General features: G+C 41.6%; 17 protein-coding genes and 1 pseudogene. 3 read left to right on the top strand and 15 right to left on the bottom strand.

Annotated features, from left to right (window positions below):
* Positions 1-198: 198 nt before the first annotated feature.
* From R7F07_RS01960 to R7F07_RS01945, 4 genes are all read right to left on the bottom strand, one after another.
* Positions 199-1,041, bottom strand: coding sequence for a hypothetical protein (locus R7F07_RS01960; protein ID WP_031858040.1), 843 nt, complete (start codon positions 1,039-1,041; stop codon positions 199-201).
* Positions 1,042-1,125: 84 nt separating this feature from the next.
* Entirely contained in the window at positions 1,126-2,001 is an 876-nt protein-coding gene (locus R7F07_RS01955; protein ID WP_202633873.1) for a DUF4231 domain-containing protein, read from the bottom strand.
* Entirely contained in the window at positions 1,998-2,477 is a 480-nt protein-coding gene (locus R7F07_RS01950; protein ID WP_031858042.1) for a TIR domain-containing protein, read from the bottom strand. The genes R7F07_RS01955 and R7F07_RS01950 overlap by 4 nt, the downstream gene beginning before the upstream one ends.
* A gap of 52 nt (positions 2,478-2,529) precedes the next feature.
* Positions 2,530-3,222, bottom strand: a complete 693-nt coding sequence (locus R7F07_RS01945; protein ID WP_193229126.1) for a toll/interleukin-1 receptor domain-containing protein — start codon at positions 3,220-3,222, stop codon at positions 2,530-2,532.
* 888 nt (positions 3,223-4,110) lie between these two features.
* Here R7F07_RS01945 and R7F07_RS01940 point away from each other — a divergent pair.
* Positions 4,111-4,287 carry a hypothetical protein gene (locus R7F07_RS01940; protein WP_308386814.1) on the top strand — a complete coding sequence of 59 codons (177 nt, stop codon included), beginning with the start codon at positions 4,111-4,113 and terminating at the stop codon, positions 4,285-4,287.
* Positions 4,288-4,352: 65 nt separating this feature from the next.
* Here R7F07_RS01940 and R7F07_RS01935 read toward each other — a convergent pair whose 3' ends face one another.
* The 9 genes and pseudogenes from R7F07_RS01935 to R7F07_RS01895 form a co-directional block, all read right to left on the bottom strand.
* Positions 4,353-4,595 (bottom strand): hypothetical protein, encoded by a 243-nt coding sequence (locus R7F07_RS01935; RefSeq protein ID WP_318110423.1) that lies wholly within the window; start codon positions 4,593-4,595, stop codon positions 4,353-4,355.
* Between the two features lie 978 nt (positions 4,596-5,573).
* Positions 5,574-6,038: a thioredoxin-dependent thiol peroxidase gene (gene bcp, locus R7F07_RS01930; protein ID WP_193229128.1), complete on the bottom strand. Its 465-nt coding sequence runs from the start codon at positions 6,036-6,038 to the stop codon at positions 5,574-5,576.
* A 109-nt stretch (positions 6,039-6,147) separates the two neighbouring features.
* Positions 6,148-6,636, bottom strand: coding sequence for a hypothetical protein (locus R7F07_RS01925; protein WP_053349791.1), 489 nt, complete (start codon positions 6,634-6,636; stop codon positions 6,148-6,150).
* Entirely contained in the window at positions 6,636-8,837 is a 2,202-nt protein-coding gene (locus R7F07_RS01920) for a site-specific integrase (RefSeq protein WP_318110422.1), read from the bottom strand. Before R7F07_RS01920 ends, R7F07_RS01925 begins: the two co-directional genes overlap by 1 nt.
* A 13-nt stretch (positions 8,838-8,850) precedes the next feature.
* Positions 8,851-11,217 (bottom strand): hypothetical protein, encoded by a 2,367-nt coding sequence (locus R7F07_RS01915; protein ID WP_308386811.1) that lies wholly within the window; start codon positions 11,215-11,217, stop codon positions 8,851-8,853.
* 1 nt (position 11,218) lies between these two features.
* Complete coding sequence (locus R7F07_RS01910; RefSeq protein ID WP_308386810.1) at positions 11,219-12,622, bottom strand: site-specific integrase; 1,404 nt, start codon at positions 12,620-12,622, stop codon at positions 11,219-11,221.
* A gap of 123 nt (positions 12,623-12,745) precedes the next feature.
* Positions 12,746-13,393 (bottom strand): hypothetical protein, encoded by a 648-nt coding sequence (locus tag R7F07_RS01905; protein ID WP_318110421.1) that lies wholly within the window; start codon positions 13,391-13,393, stop codon positions 12,746-12,748.
* Positions 13,394-13,809: 416 nt separating this feature from the next.
* Positions 13,810-14,142, bottom strand: a pseudogene (gene bcp / locus R7F07_RS01900) (thioredoxin-dependent thiol peroxidase); the annotation flags it as partial.
* A 16-nt stretch (positions 14,143-14,158) separates the two neighbouring features.
* Entirely contained in the window at positions 14,159-14,701 is a 543-nt protein-coding gene (locus R7F07_RS01895; RefSeq protein ID WP_005380420.1) for a glycine cleavage system protein R, read from the bottom strand.
* 476 nt (positions 14,702-15,177) lie between these two features.
* On the opposite strand from R7F07_RS01895, the gene dapA reads away from it, so the two are divergent.
* Together dapA and bamC are read left to right on the top strand one after the other, a co-directional pair.
* Positions 15,178-16,056: a 4-hydroxy-tetrahydrodipicolinate synthase gene (gene dapA / locus R7F07_RS01890; RefSeq protein WP_005380422.1), complete on the top strand. Its 879-nt coding sequence runs from the start codon at positions 15,178-15,180 to the stop codon at positions 16,054-16,056.
* A gap of 80 nt (positions 16,057-16,136) precedes the next feature.
* On the top strand, positions 16,137-17,156 hold the full coding sequence (gene bamC / locus R7F07_RS01885; RefSeq protein ID WP_005380424.1) for an outer membrane protein assembly factor BamC: 1,020 nt from the start codon (positions 16,137-16,139) through the stop codon (positions 17,154-17,156).
* 106 nt (positions 17,157-17,262) lie between these two features.
* Here bamC and R7F07_RS01880 read toward each other — a convergent pair whose 3' ends face one another.
* Both R7F07_RS01880 and R7F07_RS01875 read right to left on the bottom strand, forming a co-directional pair.
* Positions 17,263-17,466: a DUF2897 family protein gene (locus R7F07_RS01880; protein WP_005380425.1), complete on the bottom strand. Its 204-nt coding sequence runs from the start codon at positions 17,464-17,466 to the stop codon at positions 17,263-17,265.
* The gene (locus R7F07_RS01875; protein ID WP_053306708.1) at positions 17,463-18,161 is read right to left on the bottom strand and encodes a M15 family metallopeptidase; all 699 of its coding nucleotides are present in this window, start codon (positions 18,159-18,161) and stop codon (positions 17,463-17,465) included. Before R7F07_RS01875 ends, R7F07_RS01880 begins: the two co-directional genes overlap by 4 nt.
* Positions 18,162-18,172 lie beyond the last annotated feature (11 nt).

Here is an 18,172-nt window from a genome sequence, read left to right as displayed (position 1 = left end):
GTTGAGATAAAAATCGTCATAATTTCAATATGACTGCATGCCTGCCCAACTTTTAGGCATTGCAAAGAATTGCAACATTTGAGTGAAATGGATGAAAATTTGTAGGCGAGAAAGTCTGCGTTTGACCGCGCCACAGAGAACGAGTTAACTCTTTTTGAGGTCATAATGAAGTTCAGCGACTTATTATGCGACATATTGCTACGCTCCCACTAATGATGAAATTCTTTGTTCTAATTTTAATTGTAAGTCTCGTAGACCTTCACCATTATTCAGATACGAGACGTAACGCAAGTGCCTTAGGTCAAAAGGAATATCGCTCTCTACCTGTGTGATTAAGATAACTTCTCTACCAAGAGCATGTGCAATGCCTGCCTCATAAAAGACATTTGGATTTCTACCCGTACAGTCACAAATCACGATTCGTGATTTGTCTATTAGTGAGACTACATCTTGCATCACAGCTGGATTTTCCCAAATATCGTCGGCTCTACGGCACTTCAAACCATATTGTTCGGATATTTGTTGGAGAGCTGAATAGACCTGATTAAACTGGGGGGAGAATGGCATCATTGCAGAAACCAAAAGGGGCTCGATCTGCTCAGGATCACTTAGAGTAAAGACTTTTGGTTGTTTTCTTTTTGGATTCGCATGCCTTAATAGCACTCGAAAAAGATCTTGGCTTTTTATTGCCCAATGAGTGCGGCTGAACTCGAAATCAGCTATATCAAGTTCCCTTGCAATTCGCTCTAGAGTTTCATTGGAGATTGGAGCTATTTCTGGATCATAGAAATACTCAAGGGATATAGTGCCTCTAGATTCAGATACTTCAATGATTCTCCCGACTCTTGCGTATTGTTGCTCCGAGCCCCAAGACTCCTCCATAAATAAGGTAGGGAGACTTCGTATCGCCTCAAAATCTAGAACTCCATTGGGCTTGAAACGAGCGACTAGATCGTCAGATGTGTACTCGAGCATGCGGCCAAGGGTAAAAGTATCTCGACTTTCTGCCCAACCTCCGCCGTTAACAATCAGATTAAACATTAATCTTCCTATACATAGTTTCCAATCATGCATGACGCTCGCAGCAGAAGTGCGAGCTTGTGGGCGTCCTGCTGCCGGCATCTGTTATACGTTTTTTCTCGCAACCCACTGTGTATGTTCCCTTGAGAAAGCATACTCACTATTGATTATAAACTCGGACAGACGGCTCTCCTCTGTTACAGAAACAGATTCTCCCTTTATCAGGACAATTTCGTGAGCAGCCAAAGCATATGAGGAATTAAGCTCATTATGTTTTTTTGCTTGCACCCAAGTAAGAACAGCACTGGCTGCAGTAGCAACGACTTCAATTGGTAAGAAGGTTGATGGCTCCTTGATACGATAGAGCAGCAATAGTATTGCCAAGGAATGCAAAACTATAGAAAAAACAAACCATTTTTTTGCTAAATGTTTATTGAGTTGAGATTTGTTTGAATACCAGAGGGACTGGTTATCAATTCTTTCTGAAACATATACTTCTAGACGCTTTTCCCAAGGTAACGATCGAACATCAATCATTACATCTGAAATTGCCTCTCCTAAATCGGGAGTCCATTCCAGTTCATGTGATAATGCCCTATTTTGATCTAGAATTGCTTTAAGGTCATTGAGAAATTCTGTTTGAACTTGCTGATTTGGTCCATCTGATTCGTATGGCTCAGCTTTCATCATCCAACGCCACGTCCGTGTTTTAACAGATTCTGCGACAGCCCTTCCGTTGTACCAAGTGTCCTCCGGCTTCTGAACTTTTAGCCAAATTAGAATACCTAAAGTAATCAGGAATAACAAAGCAGATGCTATAGCAGCGTATACATCTGCCGGATAAGAAAACGACACGAGTGCAGCTATGATTAAAAGAATAAGATAGCATCTTAAAGCGTTAAAATATGCGCTTTGAGCTTTTAAAGAAGCACTATCCGCAGAATTGTACAGTGCTGGAAAATCTTCCTCATTTATAGTCACAATTGATATCCTAAGCTTGTGTATACATGATCTTTGTAGTGATAATTGTTGTTATCATTATGCATTTCATAATTCTGGATTGCGTGAGCTACTATTGCGGGTGAAAAAGGGACAAAAATAGCTCCTATATCCCTGATAATAGGAGGGCATGTATCTCTAACCATAGATCTTGAACCATCTAGATTAACCCCTATAATCGTACAGCCCTTTTCTATGGCAACCTCTGCCTCCCAACGAACGTATTTATGCTTGCTTTTAGTATCTTGCCCGATTAATAGGACATATTTTCCTGCCATATTAATTCGTTCTCTACACTTTCGCTTAATGTAAGCTTCATTTACAGAGTTAACTTCAGTCTGAAGTTGGCAATTAGCAAAATTAAAATCAATATTTTTATTGGCTTTCCACGCTTGCATCAGACGCCAATAGTGAATATCGGTGCTACTGAATCCTACAAAAGTCCTTGGTAATGACATCATCCTCTCCTTACGTATAACGCCCGCATTTCAGGCCACAGTGAAGCGTTTGTTAAAGCGCGACTAACTCTGCAAGTTTACCAGCAACATTATCTAATGGATCTTCCGCTGTATCTAAACCACTTCGAGAACCAAGTAACGGGCTTATATCACGAAGATCTTCATATGTTGTACCGTGTACAATTGGTACAAGCAAATCAGTAGAAAGTAGAGCTGATAGTTCCTTATCTGCAATACCTTCACCGTCTATACGCTTCAAAAACGAAGGAGTGACCATGACGATACCAATTCTAGATTTAGCTAAACCTTTATCGATTTCACGCATCAAGTTAGAGCCAAGTAAAACATCTTTTTCACTAAACCAAACCGAAACACCTTTCGCTTCTAGTAAATCATGTAGTTCTTTGGCAATTCCCTTACGGTCATCCCAAGCGTGACATAGGAAAATATCACGAAGGTCTGGTTTAGAAGCGCGCCTTTCTACATTTTTCCGAACTGGAGTAAGAGTTCTGATTTCAGCTGAAGTATAAATAATAGAAGAACCGGAACTAGACCAACTTGGCTTAGGGCTACTTGAGATTGACCCGCTTGACCTGTTACTACTACCTTCATACGAAGAATACGAAGACGATGGGTATGATGAAAATGAACGGTAACTTCCACGACCACTGCCACTACACGCAGGACAGTTAGCTCTAGCACTTGCTGTCCGGTGACCATTTACTGGTGCTGTACATCTTGCCATACAATAATTCTCCGATTGTAAATACAGTCCAAATGATAAGTGAACGAACACAATATGAAACAAAAGTAGTATGATATTTTAAACACTGTCAAAATATTAATTATGATACGCTCTAACATTTATTTCATGAATAATTTCCATCCATGCAATCCATTGACATGGCGAATCGATTTCACACTCCCCTTATGCATTCTAGTGCTTTAACGCGCTGTTTTGATTTAAGTAAAAAATTGCACCATTGTTCTAAATCTTTTTCTAAAGATGTTATATACAAAAGGAATTTGCCCAATATTTAGCAAAGCATGGCGAAACATTGAGATTAGAAAAAAAAGTAATGCGATTCCAGCGGTACGGTCTGCCTCTAGGTAATCACGCTAACGCGCAGAAAGGGGCATTTTTGATTCAGGCTAATTTGTGCAACTGGCTGTTGCACAATTGGAGTCGGTGGTAGTTGTTGCTGATTTTGCAACAACTGAAATTTCTCCTCGCTCAGGCAACTATTGCACATATTGCAACAGTTCAACTGCCGAGGAATACTCGATCGTTGATTGATAGGCAATGTGCATGTTTTGCACATAAGCTGATTCTATTGCCAGAACTATGCTTCCTGAAAAGTTGTGGGGCAAAGAAGATTTACGAAAGACGATGCATGTACTACTGCATCAATAACTTTCACGCTGAATTAGCAAAAAATCCAATTGCCGAACCTAAACTTAAGTGATGTAGATGAGCTTTGACAAAAAATGGTATATCACGGACTTTAAACTAATGGAGACGCTTCCTATTGAACCTGTTTAGATGAGTGTAGACACGTCACAATGTCAAAGCTATATTTACTTATCATCGTCATCGGATGAAATCCGCGGCTCGCCATCTAAGATATATGACATGAAACAAGAAACTAAAAAAATTCGCCTTTCCGACCAACAGCGTCGTGAAGCAGTTACTCGCTTGATGAGTCGAGTTATTGTCAGTGAGCATCGTGCCCCCAAGATCAAGAAAGTCCGCCGTAATGTTATACAACAGATGTGCGTTGCATTTAGTAAGGCAGTTCACGCTGAATAGCAATCACTAATAATTCTTTCACAGCCTTCAAAGGTGTTTTGTTATCTAGCCAAAAACTAGCGCTATTATTGCGTTAGCTTCCTCTCTAGAAATTGAATGAAAATGTCATCTTCTATGTAAAACAGATCATAACCAACATGCTGAATACCCTCTTGCGATATTTCCGTGATTTGCCCTTTACCATCGTTCTCGAGTGAAAACTCTCGTTGAAGGTTATATATCAACTGATTGAACCGAAGGTCAGTATTGTTGCTCCAAAGTTCCTTCAAAAGTGAAAGCGTAGTTTCTATTCGTTTAGGGTCACGCATTGAGGTGCTCCTTGTGGTCTAACGTCAAAATACATATTTGAATCAATTTTTATGGTGTTAATTATCAGCGCCAAGAAGCAACACGTCTAGCGTACATACATTTTAATTAAGGTGTTCCCTAAAGTATTACTATTTAAAACCAATACCAAAATTTAACTCTAGTTTTGGTATTTCACACTTTTCTGGTCGTGTATTTGAGCGCAAATACCAAAAGTAACGTTGAATTTAGTATATATACCAAAAGTATGCATAAATTTTGGTATCGCATGTAGAAAATGCAGGATGCAATCTCCCTTCAACCAATTTGTATCAATTTTGCTTGTCCAGGAACCTGTTAGCACCTAAAGCGTTGGAGGCGCTTTAGTCTAGAGGACGCGCCCAATAGAGAAAAAGACAATATAAACCTGATTGATTGTAACGATATCTTTACTTAGTTATTACTTGTTCCTTTCCAAAAATAAGAGCAAACTCATCACGCAAGTTGCGTCACGCAACCTGCGTGATACGTTTTTTAGCTCGTAGAAGGAATCAAGAAAGGTTTGCCATTAATGCACAGCACACTCTTGGGTAACAATTTGTTAGCTATTCACTGTGCGGGGAGCGCTTACAAAAATTGAGTAATGTGAATTTTTGAACATTAGCGACGTTCTGTCACTTATGCTAGGGAAACACATACAATTACAGAACTCGTCGCTTCAGATAGACCAAGTGCATATTTCGGGCGAGTTTACCCCTGTTCAAATAGAGTTTATTGAGTTCACCTTAGATGAGTACATTGTGGATGGTGTTCAAGAACTGGCTGTGAAAAAAATGCGTAATCTGGTCGAACTCAACTCAGTACGACACCATAAGTGATGCAGATGGGTTGCTTGGATCGCCTGCCGCTATCAGTGGCACGTTTGTTGGGTTTTAGAAGTATTTGTTTGAGTAGGGGCTTGGTAGCCCCTACTAGAATGTGCCGGTTAGAGCTTGAATTGGCTACTTGCTGTTTAGATATTCCAATACAACTTCATGGTGATCTTTGGTCTTGAACTTGTTGAATACATGTTCGAGGTTGCCTGACTCGTCAATCAAGAAACTTGTTCTTACAACGCCCATATTCTCACGGCCCATGAACTTCTTGAGTTGCCATACACTGTACTTCTCACAAACTTCGTGTTCTTCATCAGCTAGTAGAGTGAAGTTAAGCTCTTGCTTGTTGATAAAGTTCGTCAGCTTTTTTGGGGTGTCAGGGCTAATACCAAGCACAACAACATTGTGAGCATCTAGTTCAGTTTTAGTATCACGAAGTCCTTGAGCTTGGACTGTACACCCAGGCGTTGAAGCGCGTGGGTAGAAATAGAGTAGTACTTTTTTTCCTTTCAGTTCAGAGAGGGTTACTGGGTTGTTGTTTTGATCGTTTAATGTGAAATCTGGAGCGGTTTGTCCTGCTTCGATAGCCATGGGTTATCCTTACTTTCTTTAACTTTACTCTAAATCGAGCTTTCTTTTTATGTCTAGTTTTATCTATGCTTGCTAGTGCTGTCTAGTAGTAACTTTAAACGAGGCTCAGTTACTTTCTAAAATTACCTTCAACGATATTATCTGGTCTGGCATTAACCACCTTATCTATAGCTTTTTCTCGCTCTGAAGCAGGAAGCATTTCCATTAGGTCTTGAACTATTTTGATATGAGTGGCAGCTTGAACAGCTAATGCCTCCTTATGGCTTTGAGCTTCGTCGTAATACTCTTTTTTCTTTTTATTCGCTTGAGTCTTGTCTTGCTTTAGTTGTTTAATATCAGCTTGTAATACATCAATAGGTGTTTGGCTAGAGCCGTCTTGTGCCCCCCGAGCTTCAAGAAGTTTAGTCTTGATCATGACTCGAACGTCTTCATGCCTGCGCAGTGAGCCAACCGAGAGGCCGGCTTCCTTCTCAACGGTACTATTGTTAATTTTTAGCTTACCTTCACGAGCTTTTTTCCTCAGTTCACGATTTTCAGGCTTGCCTTCTAATAGTCGCTCTAGGGCTTCCAGTAATTTGTGTTTGGTCGCCTTTGTCATTATTGAGTTACCTCGTAAAGAATTAAAAGATCTTTAGCTTGTTGTGGGAGCTCAACAGGCTCAAAGTTGATGCCTAAGTCTTTCATAATGCGCTCCGCAGCCGTAATTTTTATATACGCTTCTGATGCCGTTTGAGGCGTTAATTCATCATGTACAATATCCCATAGCATATTGATTTCAGCCTCCTTACGTTTAGACTCCGCAAAAACAGCATCAACAATGTAGTCATTCTTACAGTCAACACATTCAAGAAGATTTACCTGTGTGCGCAGACTACAGCCTGTCGACGTGCAGTAAATTCCAGGGGCTACTGCATGAATGTGGCGCTTTTGATCTCGGATTTGCTTTTTCCAGTAGTTGAGCGAGAGCATGTCGTCATCGACCTTATCTTTAAACAGGTTACGCTTAGCCTTCATCATGTTTTTGGCAAACTCTTTGCCCTTGCCGCCAGCGACACGTTCTTTGTTAGCGAGCTTCTTGTAGATGTTGAGGTACACCTGCGCTTTTTGATCAATCCTTTCTTCATCAATGGCGTGAGCCAAGTTCTCCTTTTTCTTTCTTATTTTCTGGAATTTACTGGCGTTCTTAGCGTAATGGCGTGTCATCGCCATCGATACATGGCTGAACTGCTGCTTGAGTTGGGGGAACGCACAAAGCTCGAAGCCGATCAGGTAGTAGGCAAACGAGCGGCGGAGCTGATGTCCTGAGAAGTTATAGTCATCCCCCACATTAAACGAAAGGTTAGGATCGGAGACCTTCAAATCAATTAAATCGCCATTGGTAAGTGCAAGCTCTTCACTCAATTCGTTTTCAAACCAAGCTTTAGCATGCCTACTGGGATCTTTTGCCCCCATAGCACTACAGCCCCCTTTTGTTTTGTGGAAAAACGCATAGCTTTCAGGGCTGTGCTCTCTAAGTGGTGTATGTAAAGCTTGTAGTATCTCGTAAGCTTTTTTACCGACTTCTGTTGTAACAAACTCATCCTGCTTTGACTGAGAACCTCTAATAGTTTTCGATAGATCAGCATGAATAATGTGAATTGTTTGCTTTGATATGATCTCCGTTGTGCATCCGTTAGCTGTATGAATATGATAGAGTTCATCAGAGCGCATACCTGTGCGAGACATTAAAGTCCAACAACAACCACCGTTAAGATGTCTAAATAGTGACTGAGCTTCTTTAATATGTGTGATTTTCCTTGTTCCAATACTCAATTCGTTATTTGGGTGAAACTGGTCAATATAATTACTTTTGACTTCTGGCTTATACCTTTTTAGTAACTTAAGGGTTTTTGCTTCGGATGGGGAGTTTAATACTAAAAAGGCTTCTTGAAAGGCAATGGTTCTTTCTTTATTAAGGGTATTAGTCTTGCCTAAAAGCCAATGGATTTTACCTTTTTTAGTTTTTGATTCATCACTTAAAAGGTATTTAGCATAACCTTCATAAACTTTATCAAAGTAAGTCGAAATATAACAAGATAGCTGACTAAGTTTGTCACGAATAGGGTATAGCTCATTTACCAATGCTTCTGACTTTTGTAGCCCCATATAATATAGGCGTTGAGGGATAACGGTGTATTGTTCAGCCTCTCTAAAAGTTAACCCAAAAATGGAGGGAGTCAATCGTTTAGTTAATGGCACTTCAAAAGGCAAGCCTTCTGCCTCGGTGTACAATTTATTAAGTGCGGTATAGATGCTCTCCCGTTCAAAATCTATGTCAGTAAAATCTGTAATTACCCATGTTTCTAGCCGCTCAAAGTCTACGGAACCTAAGCAGTTTTCCCCTTCATCGAGTAGTGGGGGAACAAGCTTTTTTAAGGCGACGATGGTATTATAAATAGACTGAAATGAATAATTTTTAGGTGATAGCCATATCATTTTTAAAGCGAGTGCTTTTAATTGGTTTCTCAGATTTCTCTCGATTACTTTTTCATCTATCTCAAAGTTTAATGTATTAATTTTGGTAGCGTTAGGTTCAAAAAAGAGTTGAAGCTTTCTCCAAGCATCGTTGTCACCCACCTTACCCAATGATTCTCCTGTGACGCTAAAACCAATATCTAGCGCTTCAAAGTTATCCCACTCTCCCAATTTAATGGCAGGCTCTAACACATCCTTCAGGTAGTTTGTGTAGCCTCCAACATGATTTTGCGCGCTTAACAGGGCATCTTGTTGGTCAATATTGTACTTAGGTAGCTTTATCATGATTGGCTCCCAATCAATGTTGTAGGGCTAAAATGGCGTGCTCCATAGATACCCGAGGGTGACGCCCGTTTTTGTTAAATAATGCCATTGCACCGTCGTACACATTCTTGCTGGCACCATCGAGGGTAAACTCAAAAGCGGCGATTCTTTCATGGACTTCCTCTTGCGCGTTAGGGTACAGGTTTACTGCCTCCCTTAGTACATCAATGAAAGAGATAAGTTTATAGATGTGTTGAGTCTCATTGACGGCTTTGGCTGATTGGCATTTATGGCACATGTCGTACTCAGCACAAGGTAGCTGTAGCTTGATGGCGTTATTGGTTTCACGCTGGGTGTTTTTTCCACCTGCAATGATTTGTTTCCCATTGCAATGAATGCCATTGGGATTGGTTTTTGCCCTTTCTTCCTCTTGCTTCTTTTTCCATTCATCATGCGTCAGCATTGTGATGCCAAGTTTGGCTGCAACTATCTCTTTTGCTTGCTCTAACCCCGTCTCTTCATCCAATAGTTCCATCACTTGTAGAGATTGTGAGACGATGATTTTGTTAAGCCTTGGGTCGCCATTGGCATAGTGTTTCTCAATGGTTTGAAGGAGGTTTTGCAGGAGGTTTTGAACGCCGCCAGCGCCACTCACGGAGTACACTTGGTTACTGGTCATTTCTCGCCAGCGGCTTGACTGAAGTGAAATAAAGTAGTTATTTGGTTCAATTGACCACGTTAACATTTGGCTGGATGAGATCGGGCTTATCCCTTCCCAGTCCTGAGGGGTATGATTTGCTCCACCTCTTTTGAATAATAATCGTTCATGCTTTTTTGAGCATTGCTTATCTGCTAACTTAGTGGCGTATTGTTCAATATCTTGGACTAACGGTTTGTCAGTGGCAGGAATAGAGAAGTAATTGCTGTCTCCATTCCGATATTTGAACGAAATTATGATGTTGCCCTCAGCGTCTTTATCCGAATAAGTCAGCGGCAGTAATATGCCCTTGAGGGGTAAGTCTGTGTAACACGATAAAATACAGTAGGCGGTATTGGTTGCGCCTCGAAATGCTCCAGTTTTACTGCACGGCCGAATAACTTTGCGTACCACGCTTCTACCAATATCATTTACTTCTTTACTAAGCTCGATGACTCGTTGGTTTTTATAGCTATAAAACAGTTCTTTTAGCCAAGGAAGAATGGATGCTCGGGTGGGGGAGAGAAGGTTTAACATCACCATTAGATGTTTGTTTAATCTTACCAAATTGAATTTGTCGTTTATATTACCCTTATTATTGAGAGTGAATATCAACTCTGTACCTTCCTTACCACTACCGTACAGTTCTGAAAGTTTCTCCAGAGTTTTAATAAACTTCACTCCATCACGCTTTTCGACATCAAATGTCTCGTAACTCTCATTGGTTAGAACTGCGTCTACTTCTTTATTTGATCGCGCTTTAAAACTCGATACCTTAACTACCTTTATGCTTTTATCACGTTCATCAGTATGAATTGTAATTGGGTGGGCGATGGCTCTAATATTGCTGTCGTTCAATGAGGTGAAAAAACACATTAGGTGATAAGCTGCCCCCATTGCTAGGTTAAATGCAGCACTGTGGTTTACTGATGTACCGTTCTTACTTTGCCCGAGTGTTTGGCTTTTTAGAGAAGTTTGGACCGAAATTACTTCTTGATATCTACCTAAATTAATAACAACAAATAACTTTTCTGGTAGTGCTAAGTTCTCCTTTTTGGCTGCAATAAGCTGTGGTGCTAATGTGAAAAATACCTCGCTCAAACGAGTGACAAGGAGTTCTTCTTCGGTTTCAGAGTAGCCTTTTTTGGGGGTAGGCCAACGAGAAAATCCCCTATGATGCCTTGCCCATGAATCAGCGGGTAAGCCACACCAACTAAGTGCAATGCGAAGTTGTGTAAGGGAACTAGCAGCTGTTGGTTCCTTAATACCAAGTTCATCTCCGTGGTGTCTTTCCCATAATTTTTTTGACGGGGTATACATTTTAATGCGATGTCGTAGCTCACCATCATTCCCCGCATATTTTAAATATCCTTCCTCGGAGAATGGGTTAACGTTCACTGAATCACAAAAGACAATGAAGGGCTTTAAGTTTTCATAAGCCTTTGTTACTGACGATGCTGACTTATTGTTATCAACGTACTTTTGTGCTTTTTGACAAAAGTTTTTTAAATAAGGTGTGCGACTTTCAATTTTGCAGTTGTTTTTATCTGCTCTTAAGTGCAACAAGTGAGAAATATCAAACTCTGTTACCTTACTTTGCTTCATGTTTTTGTATGGAATTAGGAAGTTAAACGGGATAATATTCTTATTGTTTCTGACGTGTTTAACCGTCTTTGAGTTCTTAGCTAGTGGGCTTTTTGCCATACTACAATCCTTTGTTGATCTTGTTATTTTTGCTCTCTGCTACCCTTAACTGCTCATCAAATTTATTTATGAACTTGATGTACTTTTCCGTCGTGGCTGTGTTTGAATGCCCCATTAACAAGGCTAACTCGTCCATTAAGTACTCATAGTCAACCTGTCGTTCCTGAGACTCATTCCAAAGCCAATGTGTGGCAAAGGTTGAACGCAGATCATGGATTCGGTAGTACCATCTAGGCTCTTTTGATCGTATGCACTTTCTCAGTACGCTAAAGTACACTTCCAAAGTATTTTCTGTGTATGGCCGCCCTTTGTTGGAGACAAAGAGGTAATCAGTGGTGTCCTGTTCTTGTTTAGAGTCGATCAGCGCTTTTCGGCGAGTTAGGCTCTTTTGTCTCTGATTGCTTTCTTTGAATTGCTCTAGTTCTTCATACAGCGCAATAGGGATTTCAATCGTGCGGTGCTTACTGCCTTTGGTATGTGTAATGTGTACTGGCACAACGTCTAGCTCACTGCAATCCTTGTCACCAATATTACGAGCAGGAAAATGGGTGACTTCATCAATCCTAAGCCCTGACTCTTCACACAACCTCAGCATTAGGGAAATGGCCTTAGGCAACGCATCAAGGTGTTGAGAGAAAAGTTCTTTGTGATTGAGCGACATAGGCTTCAACTTTTGATAAGTAGGCGTTTGATCGTTTTTTGGGAACATCTTCATGATGTTTGATATTTCATACACTCGCTTTTGGGTAGGCTTGGTATGGGTAAGCATGTCGTGCTGATCGGGCGCACCTTCGTAAACCTCAACCTTGCTGAAGTGTGTCAGAACATGTTCGTCATCATTTTTGAGGTAGCCGTTTTTTTGCATCCACTTATAAAAACCAATAACAGCGCCCATATAACTTCTTGCAGAGCTAAGCGAGTATGCTTCGTCACCAGTAGCTTCCCCTTTGGCTCGGCAGTTTGCTAAAAGGTGTTCAGCAAATCGCCAAGGCGCACCTTCTTCTTCATACTTTGATAGGGTTTTATAAGTTAGATATTCAGGTGGTATTTCGTTACCATTTTCATCAACTTGAGAGCGGTTAGTCGAATCTAAATAACGAGTAAAAGCTAGCAAACCTTTTGCCATTGAGTCAGTGTCTTTGACCACACCTTTACCACGCAATTTAGATACTAAGTAAAGAGATTGTGGGTAAACAACAACCCCATCAGGTGCAATGATGATATTGGTTTTCTTTAGGCGTGACTGTAGGTTGGATGGGGACAACTGTGGCGTCAAGACCACTTCCCCAGAATCATTTTTTATAATCTCCGTGATTTTTAGTTTAGCAAGGGTATCAACTGCTATTTCTAGCAACCAAAAATCATTTTCAGGGCCTTGATTGTCACTTTTGTGTTCTATATACATAAACACCTGCCAGCTAATGCTCAGTGTGCCTCAGAGCGTGAATCTAGAATGCTTTACGTGCGATAAAATGGGAGTTCTTTAGAAGTTCTTACTCGCCTTGTCTGTGCCTATAGGGCTTTGACTTTAGGTTACCGAGTGCTTCACCGTGTTCACGCAGTTATGGCATAATAAACCTGACATTGAGAGGTTTTCTGCAGACCCTCGCTGACAATAATATATGTCAGTGGTTCTTGCATTTTGTGCAGTTATGCTTTGACAGAGCCCCTTAGGTAGATTCTTAAATGATCTGATTGCGTAAGACGCGCTTATTGGAGCAGCATTTGCTTTTGAAGCTGAGTCGAATGGAAAAATAGAATCCGGATTGTCATTTTTTATTTGATTGAGAAGGAGAGCGGCTCGCTCAGCTAATCGGCCTGATAACAAGAGTTCCTTACGTTCTATCTGCCCCATTTTTGTCACAGCAAGTTCTATTTCTGCTTGAGTAGCAGATAATTGTGAGGCAAAAGTAGATTTAATTTTCGAAGAAAAGTAGTGACTTTTCGAAAAAATAACTAGTTGAGAGCTTCTGTCTGTGAGAGTTCGCTGCTTTGATGTTTGAACGAGATCGCTGTGGCCCTTGTACCCAATGGCTACTGCCAGCCAATCGTTGCGATTGAATGATGAAATTCGTTTACACCCAGTTATATCCTCAATGATTGATGAGAATTGCTTAGCTTTAACTTTAAAGTCAGTTAACTGGGATGGGAAGATAGGAAGCTTCTGCGTGTACATATTCTATTACCTCATATCCGAGTGGGCGTTCACCGTTTGCGATGTGGCTCTCACGCAAAACACCCAATTAGACTAAGGAAGATAAAATATGTTCGCCTTGACCAGTGAGCCAAGTCTAGGTGGCGAAAAACCCAGCCTCAAGATATCAAAGAATTGAAACCTGTAACGTGCTCAAACTCAAACTTTGCGCTCATCGTGTAATATGTAATATACAGCGATTGATTATGAGTTGAAAAAAGGAAGGTTTTATATTGCCGAGAAGTGAACAATTAGTGATGTTGAACGTTGTTAGAACAGTCCCGCTTTATTTAAGATTTAAGTACTACGACCATTGTGACCAAGAAGACAGTTTAACCGAGAGTCAGTATGTCATAGATAATACCCAAGGTTATTTGTCATAGATTTTTTTCAAGGGTGAATTTCTTTTCGCCCCAAACGCCGAACTGGTCAGCAACGGCATGGTCTTCATCAGAAAGCAGAGTGAAGTTTAAATCATCGCGCTCGATGAACTTGCCTAGGCGCTTTACAGGGTCGATGCTTACGCCGAGTACCACCACGTTATGTGCATCGAGTTCAGCTTTGATGTCACGAAGGCCTTTTGCTTGTGTAGTACAACCCGGCGTCATCGCCTTAGGGTAAAAGTAGAAAAGTACTTTCTTGCCTTTAAAGTCTTCAAGAGAAACGGTATTTCCGTCTTGGTCGAGCAAAGAGAAGGCTGGCGCTGGCGAGCCTGCTGTCAGCGTATTCATTTTGATTTCCTTTACTTTATAGTGTGTTTTTAATGAAATTCAGAGAACCTTGTACGTTGAGCGACTTACAAAGTTCATCGAAGTCTTCTTGTAACTGCATCAAATTAAAATCCGCGCTTACAGATGCAGTAATCGCAATGTGAAACTGGTCAGAATCGAGTTGAATTTTCGACTTGCTGATGGTTTGCGCGCTAAGAGAGTCTAAACCAATCTGCTGATCAGCGAAGAACTTAGTAAATTTTTCAGTTAACCCAGGGCGGTCTTCAGACTCAATAAACACTTCCATGGTGTAGCTGTTATCGAGCAGTTCGTGCGCCGCTGTGCGTTTCATGATCGTAATAAGGTCATGTTCTTGGCCAAGCAGGGGCAATTGCGTTTCAACTCGAGTCACGCTGCTGGCGTTCCCAGTCAGGAGCATGATCAGCGTAAATTCGCTGCCAAAGATAGCGATACGGCTATCGACTATGTTACAACCAGCTTGAGTAACGAGCTGTACGACTTGGTTACAAATGCCTGGACGGTCCGTTCCAACTGCTGTAAGTACCAGATGTTGCTTCATAAATGAGCTTCTTGTCCTTTCTTCAATAGAGAGATGTTAGCACAGATATTGCGAAGAAATATCGAGCCAGTTCTTTTTTAGTCCATAAAAAAGCAGTCGGAGCTTGAGGGGAGTGGTGGGAAATAAACAGTAAATGCAGGCTATAGGATAAACAAAACGTTTGCATGATGTGCTTGCCTATTGTCTGGCCGTTTTATTCACTTAGATCTGACTTGGCTAACAAGACCAAAGAGTATATTTTCCTTGCTTGTGCTCTTCAGTATTTTCCAAATCACTGATAGATTCTAAAGTCACTCGAAAGCCCAACACGATTATCAATATTGCCGTTAATCAAACCAAATAGAGCAATTAAGTTGCTAGACCTCTAACAACTGATAATTATTCATTCATTTGTACTTTGTAAGCGAGTTTACGCTCTTGTGTTTTTCAATCGCATTACAGTACCATGCAGAAAGAGTTAAATGAGGGAGATAAACATGTTTTCAGGAAGTATCGTAGCGCTGATTACGCCATTCAAAGCAGATGGCGAAGTAGACTTTGACGGTCTGCAAAAGCTAGTAGAGTACCACGTTGAAGCGGGTACAGACGGTATTGTGGCAGTAGGCACAACAGGTGAGTCAGCGACACTGACCATTGAAGAGCATGTAAAGGTCGTTAATAAAACTGTTGAGTTTGCCGACGGTCGCATCCCTGTGATTGCTGGCACGGGTGCAAATGCTACCCATGAGGCAGTAACATTTAGCAAATTACTGGCTGATTCTGGTATTGCTGGCTTCCTGAGTGTGACACCGTATTACAACAAACCAACTCAAGAGGGTTTGTTTTTACATTACAAGGCAATTGCCGAAGCGAGTGATGTGCCTCTAATTTTGTACAACGTACCAGGCCGTACTGCTGTTGATATGCAGCCAGAAACAGTGGCACGCTTGTCAAAGCTTGATAATATCGTGGCTCTAAAAGATGCAACGGGCGATTTGGAACGAATTGCAATTCATCGTGAACTTTGTGGCGAAGATTTTATCTTACTAAGTGGCGATGATGCGACAGGGCTGGATTTTGTGAAACTTGGCGGCAATGGTGTTATCTCGGTAACGAACAATATTGCAGCTAAAGACATGGCAGACATGTTCCATTTGGCAAGTGAAGGTAAGTACGAAGAAGCAGAAGCGATTAACCAACGCTTGATGACTCTACACAAAAACCTTTTCATCGAAGCAAGCCCTATCCCAGTAAAATGGGCAGCGCAAAAGCTTGGTTTGATTGAAGAAGGTGGTTTGCGTCTTCCTTTAACTACGCTTTCTGAAAAATCGCAGCCGATCGTCGAGCAGGCGCTAACAGACGCCCATATTTATTAAGATTGAGCTATTAAGATTGAGTTACTAGGATTGAAGTTCATACTGGGGGCCAAAGCGCCCTCGGTGTTTTAGGAGTATAGATGAAGCTTTCAAGCCAGTTAGTGTTAAGTTCATTAGCTGTATTCGTATTGACTGCCTGTTCAGGTGGTGCCAATCAACGTCGTCAAGCAAAAGATGACTTCGAGTATTTGAACTCCCCCAATTTGGGTGAGTGGAATGTCCCACAGGGTGCACAGCCTCAGTTTTACCCTAACTACGAGATCCCTCAGGGTAACTACGCTGGTGGTGTCGGTAAAGATGTCGACATTCGTCCACCTCAACAAGTCCTAGAGCTTATTCCCGGTGCACGTCTAGACCGCAGTAGTGATGGTGAAGTGACACTTTGGCTACTTCGTAAAGATGAACTAGATAAAGTTTGGCAAACGGTGCAAAACATGGTCGCGGCCAACGAGATTCCAGTTGAAAGCCAAACAGACTCTCGCATCGAGACAGGATGGGTGACTTGGGATTCGCCAGATGAAGAGCTAGAAATTGGCAGCCGATATGAAATCGTACGCGCTGAAGCAAATGGTCGACACGGCTTTAAGGTGAGCCTTATTGACTGGCGTGAAGGCAATCAAGTGAAAGAAGTAACGGCGACCAACCGTGAGCGCTACAATGTGTTCATGACGAACTTGGTCACCGCTCGCTACGATCAAGAAGTGCGTGAAGAAGCACAGCGTAAAGCGCAAGAGTTGGTTAAACAGATCCCAATCACAATGGGTAAAGACCGCAGCGGACTTCCAGTGATTATCGCGCGTGCGCAATACAACATGCTTTGGCAGCGTCTGCCTAATATTCTACCTAAGATGGGCTTTAAGATTGAAGAGCGTAGCCAGTCTCAGGGCACAATCACTGCGAAATATGCGTCTCCGGATGATGAATTCTGGAACGATATCGGCGTTAAACCAGTGGAGTTAGCCGCTGGTAAGTACACATTCTTACTTGGTGATTTAGGCAACCGTACGTCTATCAATATCACCGACTCCTCTGGCAAGCCAGTAGAAGAAGAGTTTTTGAAATCACTAGCGCCTGTATTGGCTGCAACAGTGAAGCAGTAAACAAAGCGAGCTTAACGCGGCGTGTTTACTTAATGATAGAAAAGGGACCTAGTGGTCCCTTTTTTGATGTTTAGATTAAATGTGTCGAGATGAAGCTGGTGAGTAACTAACGAGGCTCGTTTTTGTTTTTATCTTCTTCAGCGTAGCGCTGTTTATCCAATGTGTTCAGCTTATCTAAATCGTTCTTACGGCTTTTATCCATCTGACCAAACTTCATTTTTGCGGTATATTTGAGTGCGGCAATATTACCAATGACCACGCTCAACACTACAATAATAATGACCCAAGGATTGGTTAGTATTTCTATCATAGAGCCTCCGGCGGCGTGATATTGTGAATAAATTTGGCAACGACGTTATCCAAATTATTCAGTATGACGTCAATCCCTGCAATGTTGTCGGTCTGATTTTGTTTAATCAACTGGCTTCTGAGTACATCAAGCGTCAACTGCTCGAGGCATTGCTGCCCGACAGCGCGGTGACTAATGTGCCAAGGCTCAATCGAAACGCCACCTAAATCATGCTGATAAGGAAAGAAGAAACCGAACCGACCAAGGTTGGCTTTTAACCATTGGTAGAACGCCTGCTGGTGGCCTTCAAGATACTCCCAAGGTTCCAACTTGAGTTTGGTGTCAGCAGGCAATAAATTGCGCGCATAGACATCAAAATCACAACCCCAATGATGACGACTTCCTCCGGGCAATGCCGACCAGCGCAAAATGGCCATCAATTTCTCTTCGTCATTTAACTCTGCTTTATTCAAAGGGCGGGAGTTGATGTCGAGAATTGGCAACTCACCAGAAAACTTCCCGTTCCAGATGGCTTTTTGGCGATTAAAGTCACGAAAACCACTGGCGATTTCCATTTTGAAACCTGCTTCTGTTGCCGCTTCAATCATCTTTAGCAGATCGTCAGCCACTTCAGGGTGGAGTAGAAACGCTTTTTGCCCCACTAGTGTGGATTGAAGATGAGAATCAGTGATTCCGGTGAGTTGCTCTGGTGTCATTGTGTTCTCGC

Source organism: Vibrio sp. YT-16, from assembly GCF_033337405.1.
In the GTDB taxonomy this organism is placed as follows: Bacteria; Pseudomonadota; Gammaproteobacteria; order Enterobacterales; family Vibrionaceae; genus Vibrio; species Vibrio alginolyticus.
The sequence above is the reverse complement of the archived record's forward strand: the minus strand, read 5'-3'. Positions and strand labels throughout refer to the sequence as shown.

What these genes read in the sequence shown, in the direction of transcription:
- R7F07_RS01960 (WP_031858040.1), bottom strand. Translation starts at nt 1,041, where the DNA reads ATGTTTAATCTGATTGTTAACGGCGGAGGTTGGGCAGAAAGTCGAGAT.
- R7F07_RS01950 (WP_031858042.1), bottom strand. Translation starts at nt 2,477, where the DNA reads ATGTCATTACCAAGGACTTTTGTAGGATTCAGTAGCACCGATATTCAC.
- R7F07_RS01945 (WP_193229126.1), bottom strand. Translation starts at nt 3,222, where the DNA reads ATGGCAAGATGTACAGCACCAGTAAATGGTCACCGGACAGCAAGTGCT.
- R7F07_RS01940 (WP_308386814.1), top strand. Translation starts at nt 4,111, where the DNA reads ATGAAACAAGAAACTAAAAAAATTCGCCTTTCCGACCAACAGCGTCGT.
- R7F07_RS01935 (WP_318110423.1), bottom strand. Translation starts at nt 4,595, where the DNA reads ATGCGTGACCCTAAACGAATAGAAACTACGCTTTCACTTTTGAAGGAA.
- bcp (WP_193229128.1), bottom strand. Translation starts at nt 6,038, where the DNA reads ATGGCTATCGAAGCAGGACAAACCGCTCCAGATTTCACATTAAACGAT.
- R7F07_RS01925 (WP_053349791.1), bottom strand. Translation starts at nt 6,636, where the DNA reads ATGACAAAGGCGACCAAACACAAATTACTGGAAGCCCTAGAGCGACTA.
- R7F07_RS01920 (WP_318110422.1), bottom strand. Translation starts at nt 8,837, where the DNA reads ATGATAAAGCTACCTAAGTACAATATTGACCAACAAGATGCCCTGTTA.
- R7F07_RS01915 (WP_308386811.1), bottom strand. Translation starts at nt 11,217, where the DNA reads ATGGCAAAAAGCCCACTAGCTAAGAACTCAAAGACGGTTAAACACGTC.
- R7F07_RS01910 (WP_308386810.1), bottom strand. Translation starts at nt 12,622, where the DNA reads ATGTATATAGAACACAAAAGTGACAATCAAGGCCCTGAAAATGATTTT.
- R7F07_RS01905 (WP_318110421.1), bottom strand. Translation starts at nt 13,393, where the DNA reads ATGTACACGCAGAAGCTTCCTATCTTCCCATCCCAGTTAACTGACTTT.
- R7F07_RS01895 (WP_005380420.1), bottom strand. Translation starts at nt 14,701, where the DNA reads ATGAAGCAACATCTGGTACTTACAGCAGTTGGAACGGACCGTCCAGGC.
- dapA (WP_005380422.1), top strand. Translation starts at nt 15,178, where the DNA reads ATGTTTTCAGGAAGTATCGTAGCGCTGATTACGCCATTCAAAGCAGAT.
- bamC (WP_005380424.1), top strand. Translation starts at nt 16,137, where the DNA reads ATGAAGCTTTCAAGCCAGTTAGTGTTAAGTTCATTAGCTGTATTCGTA.
- R7F07_RS01880 (WP_005380425.1), bottom strand. Translation starts at nt 17,466, where the DNA reads ATGATAGAAATACTAACCAATCCTTGGGTCATTATTATTGTAGTGTTG.
- R7F07_RS01875 (WP_053306708.1), bottom strand. Translation starts at nt 18,161, where the DNA reads ATGACACCAGAGCAACTCACCGGAATCACTGATTCTCATCTTCAATCC.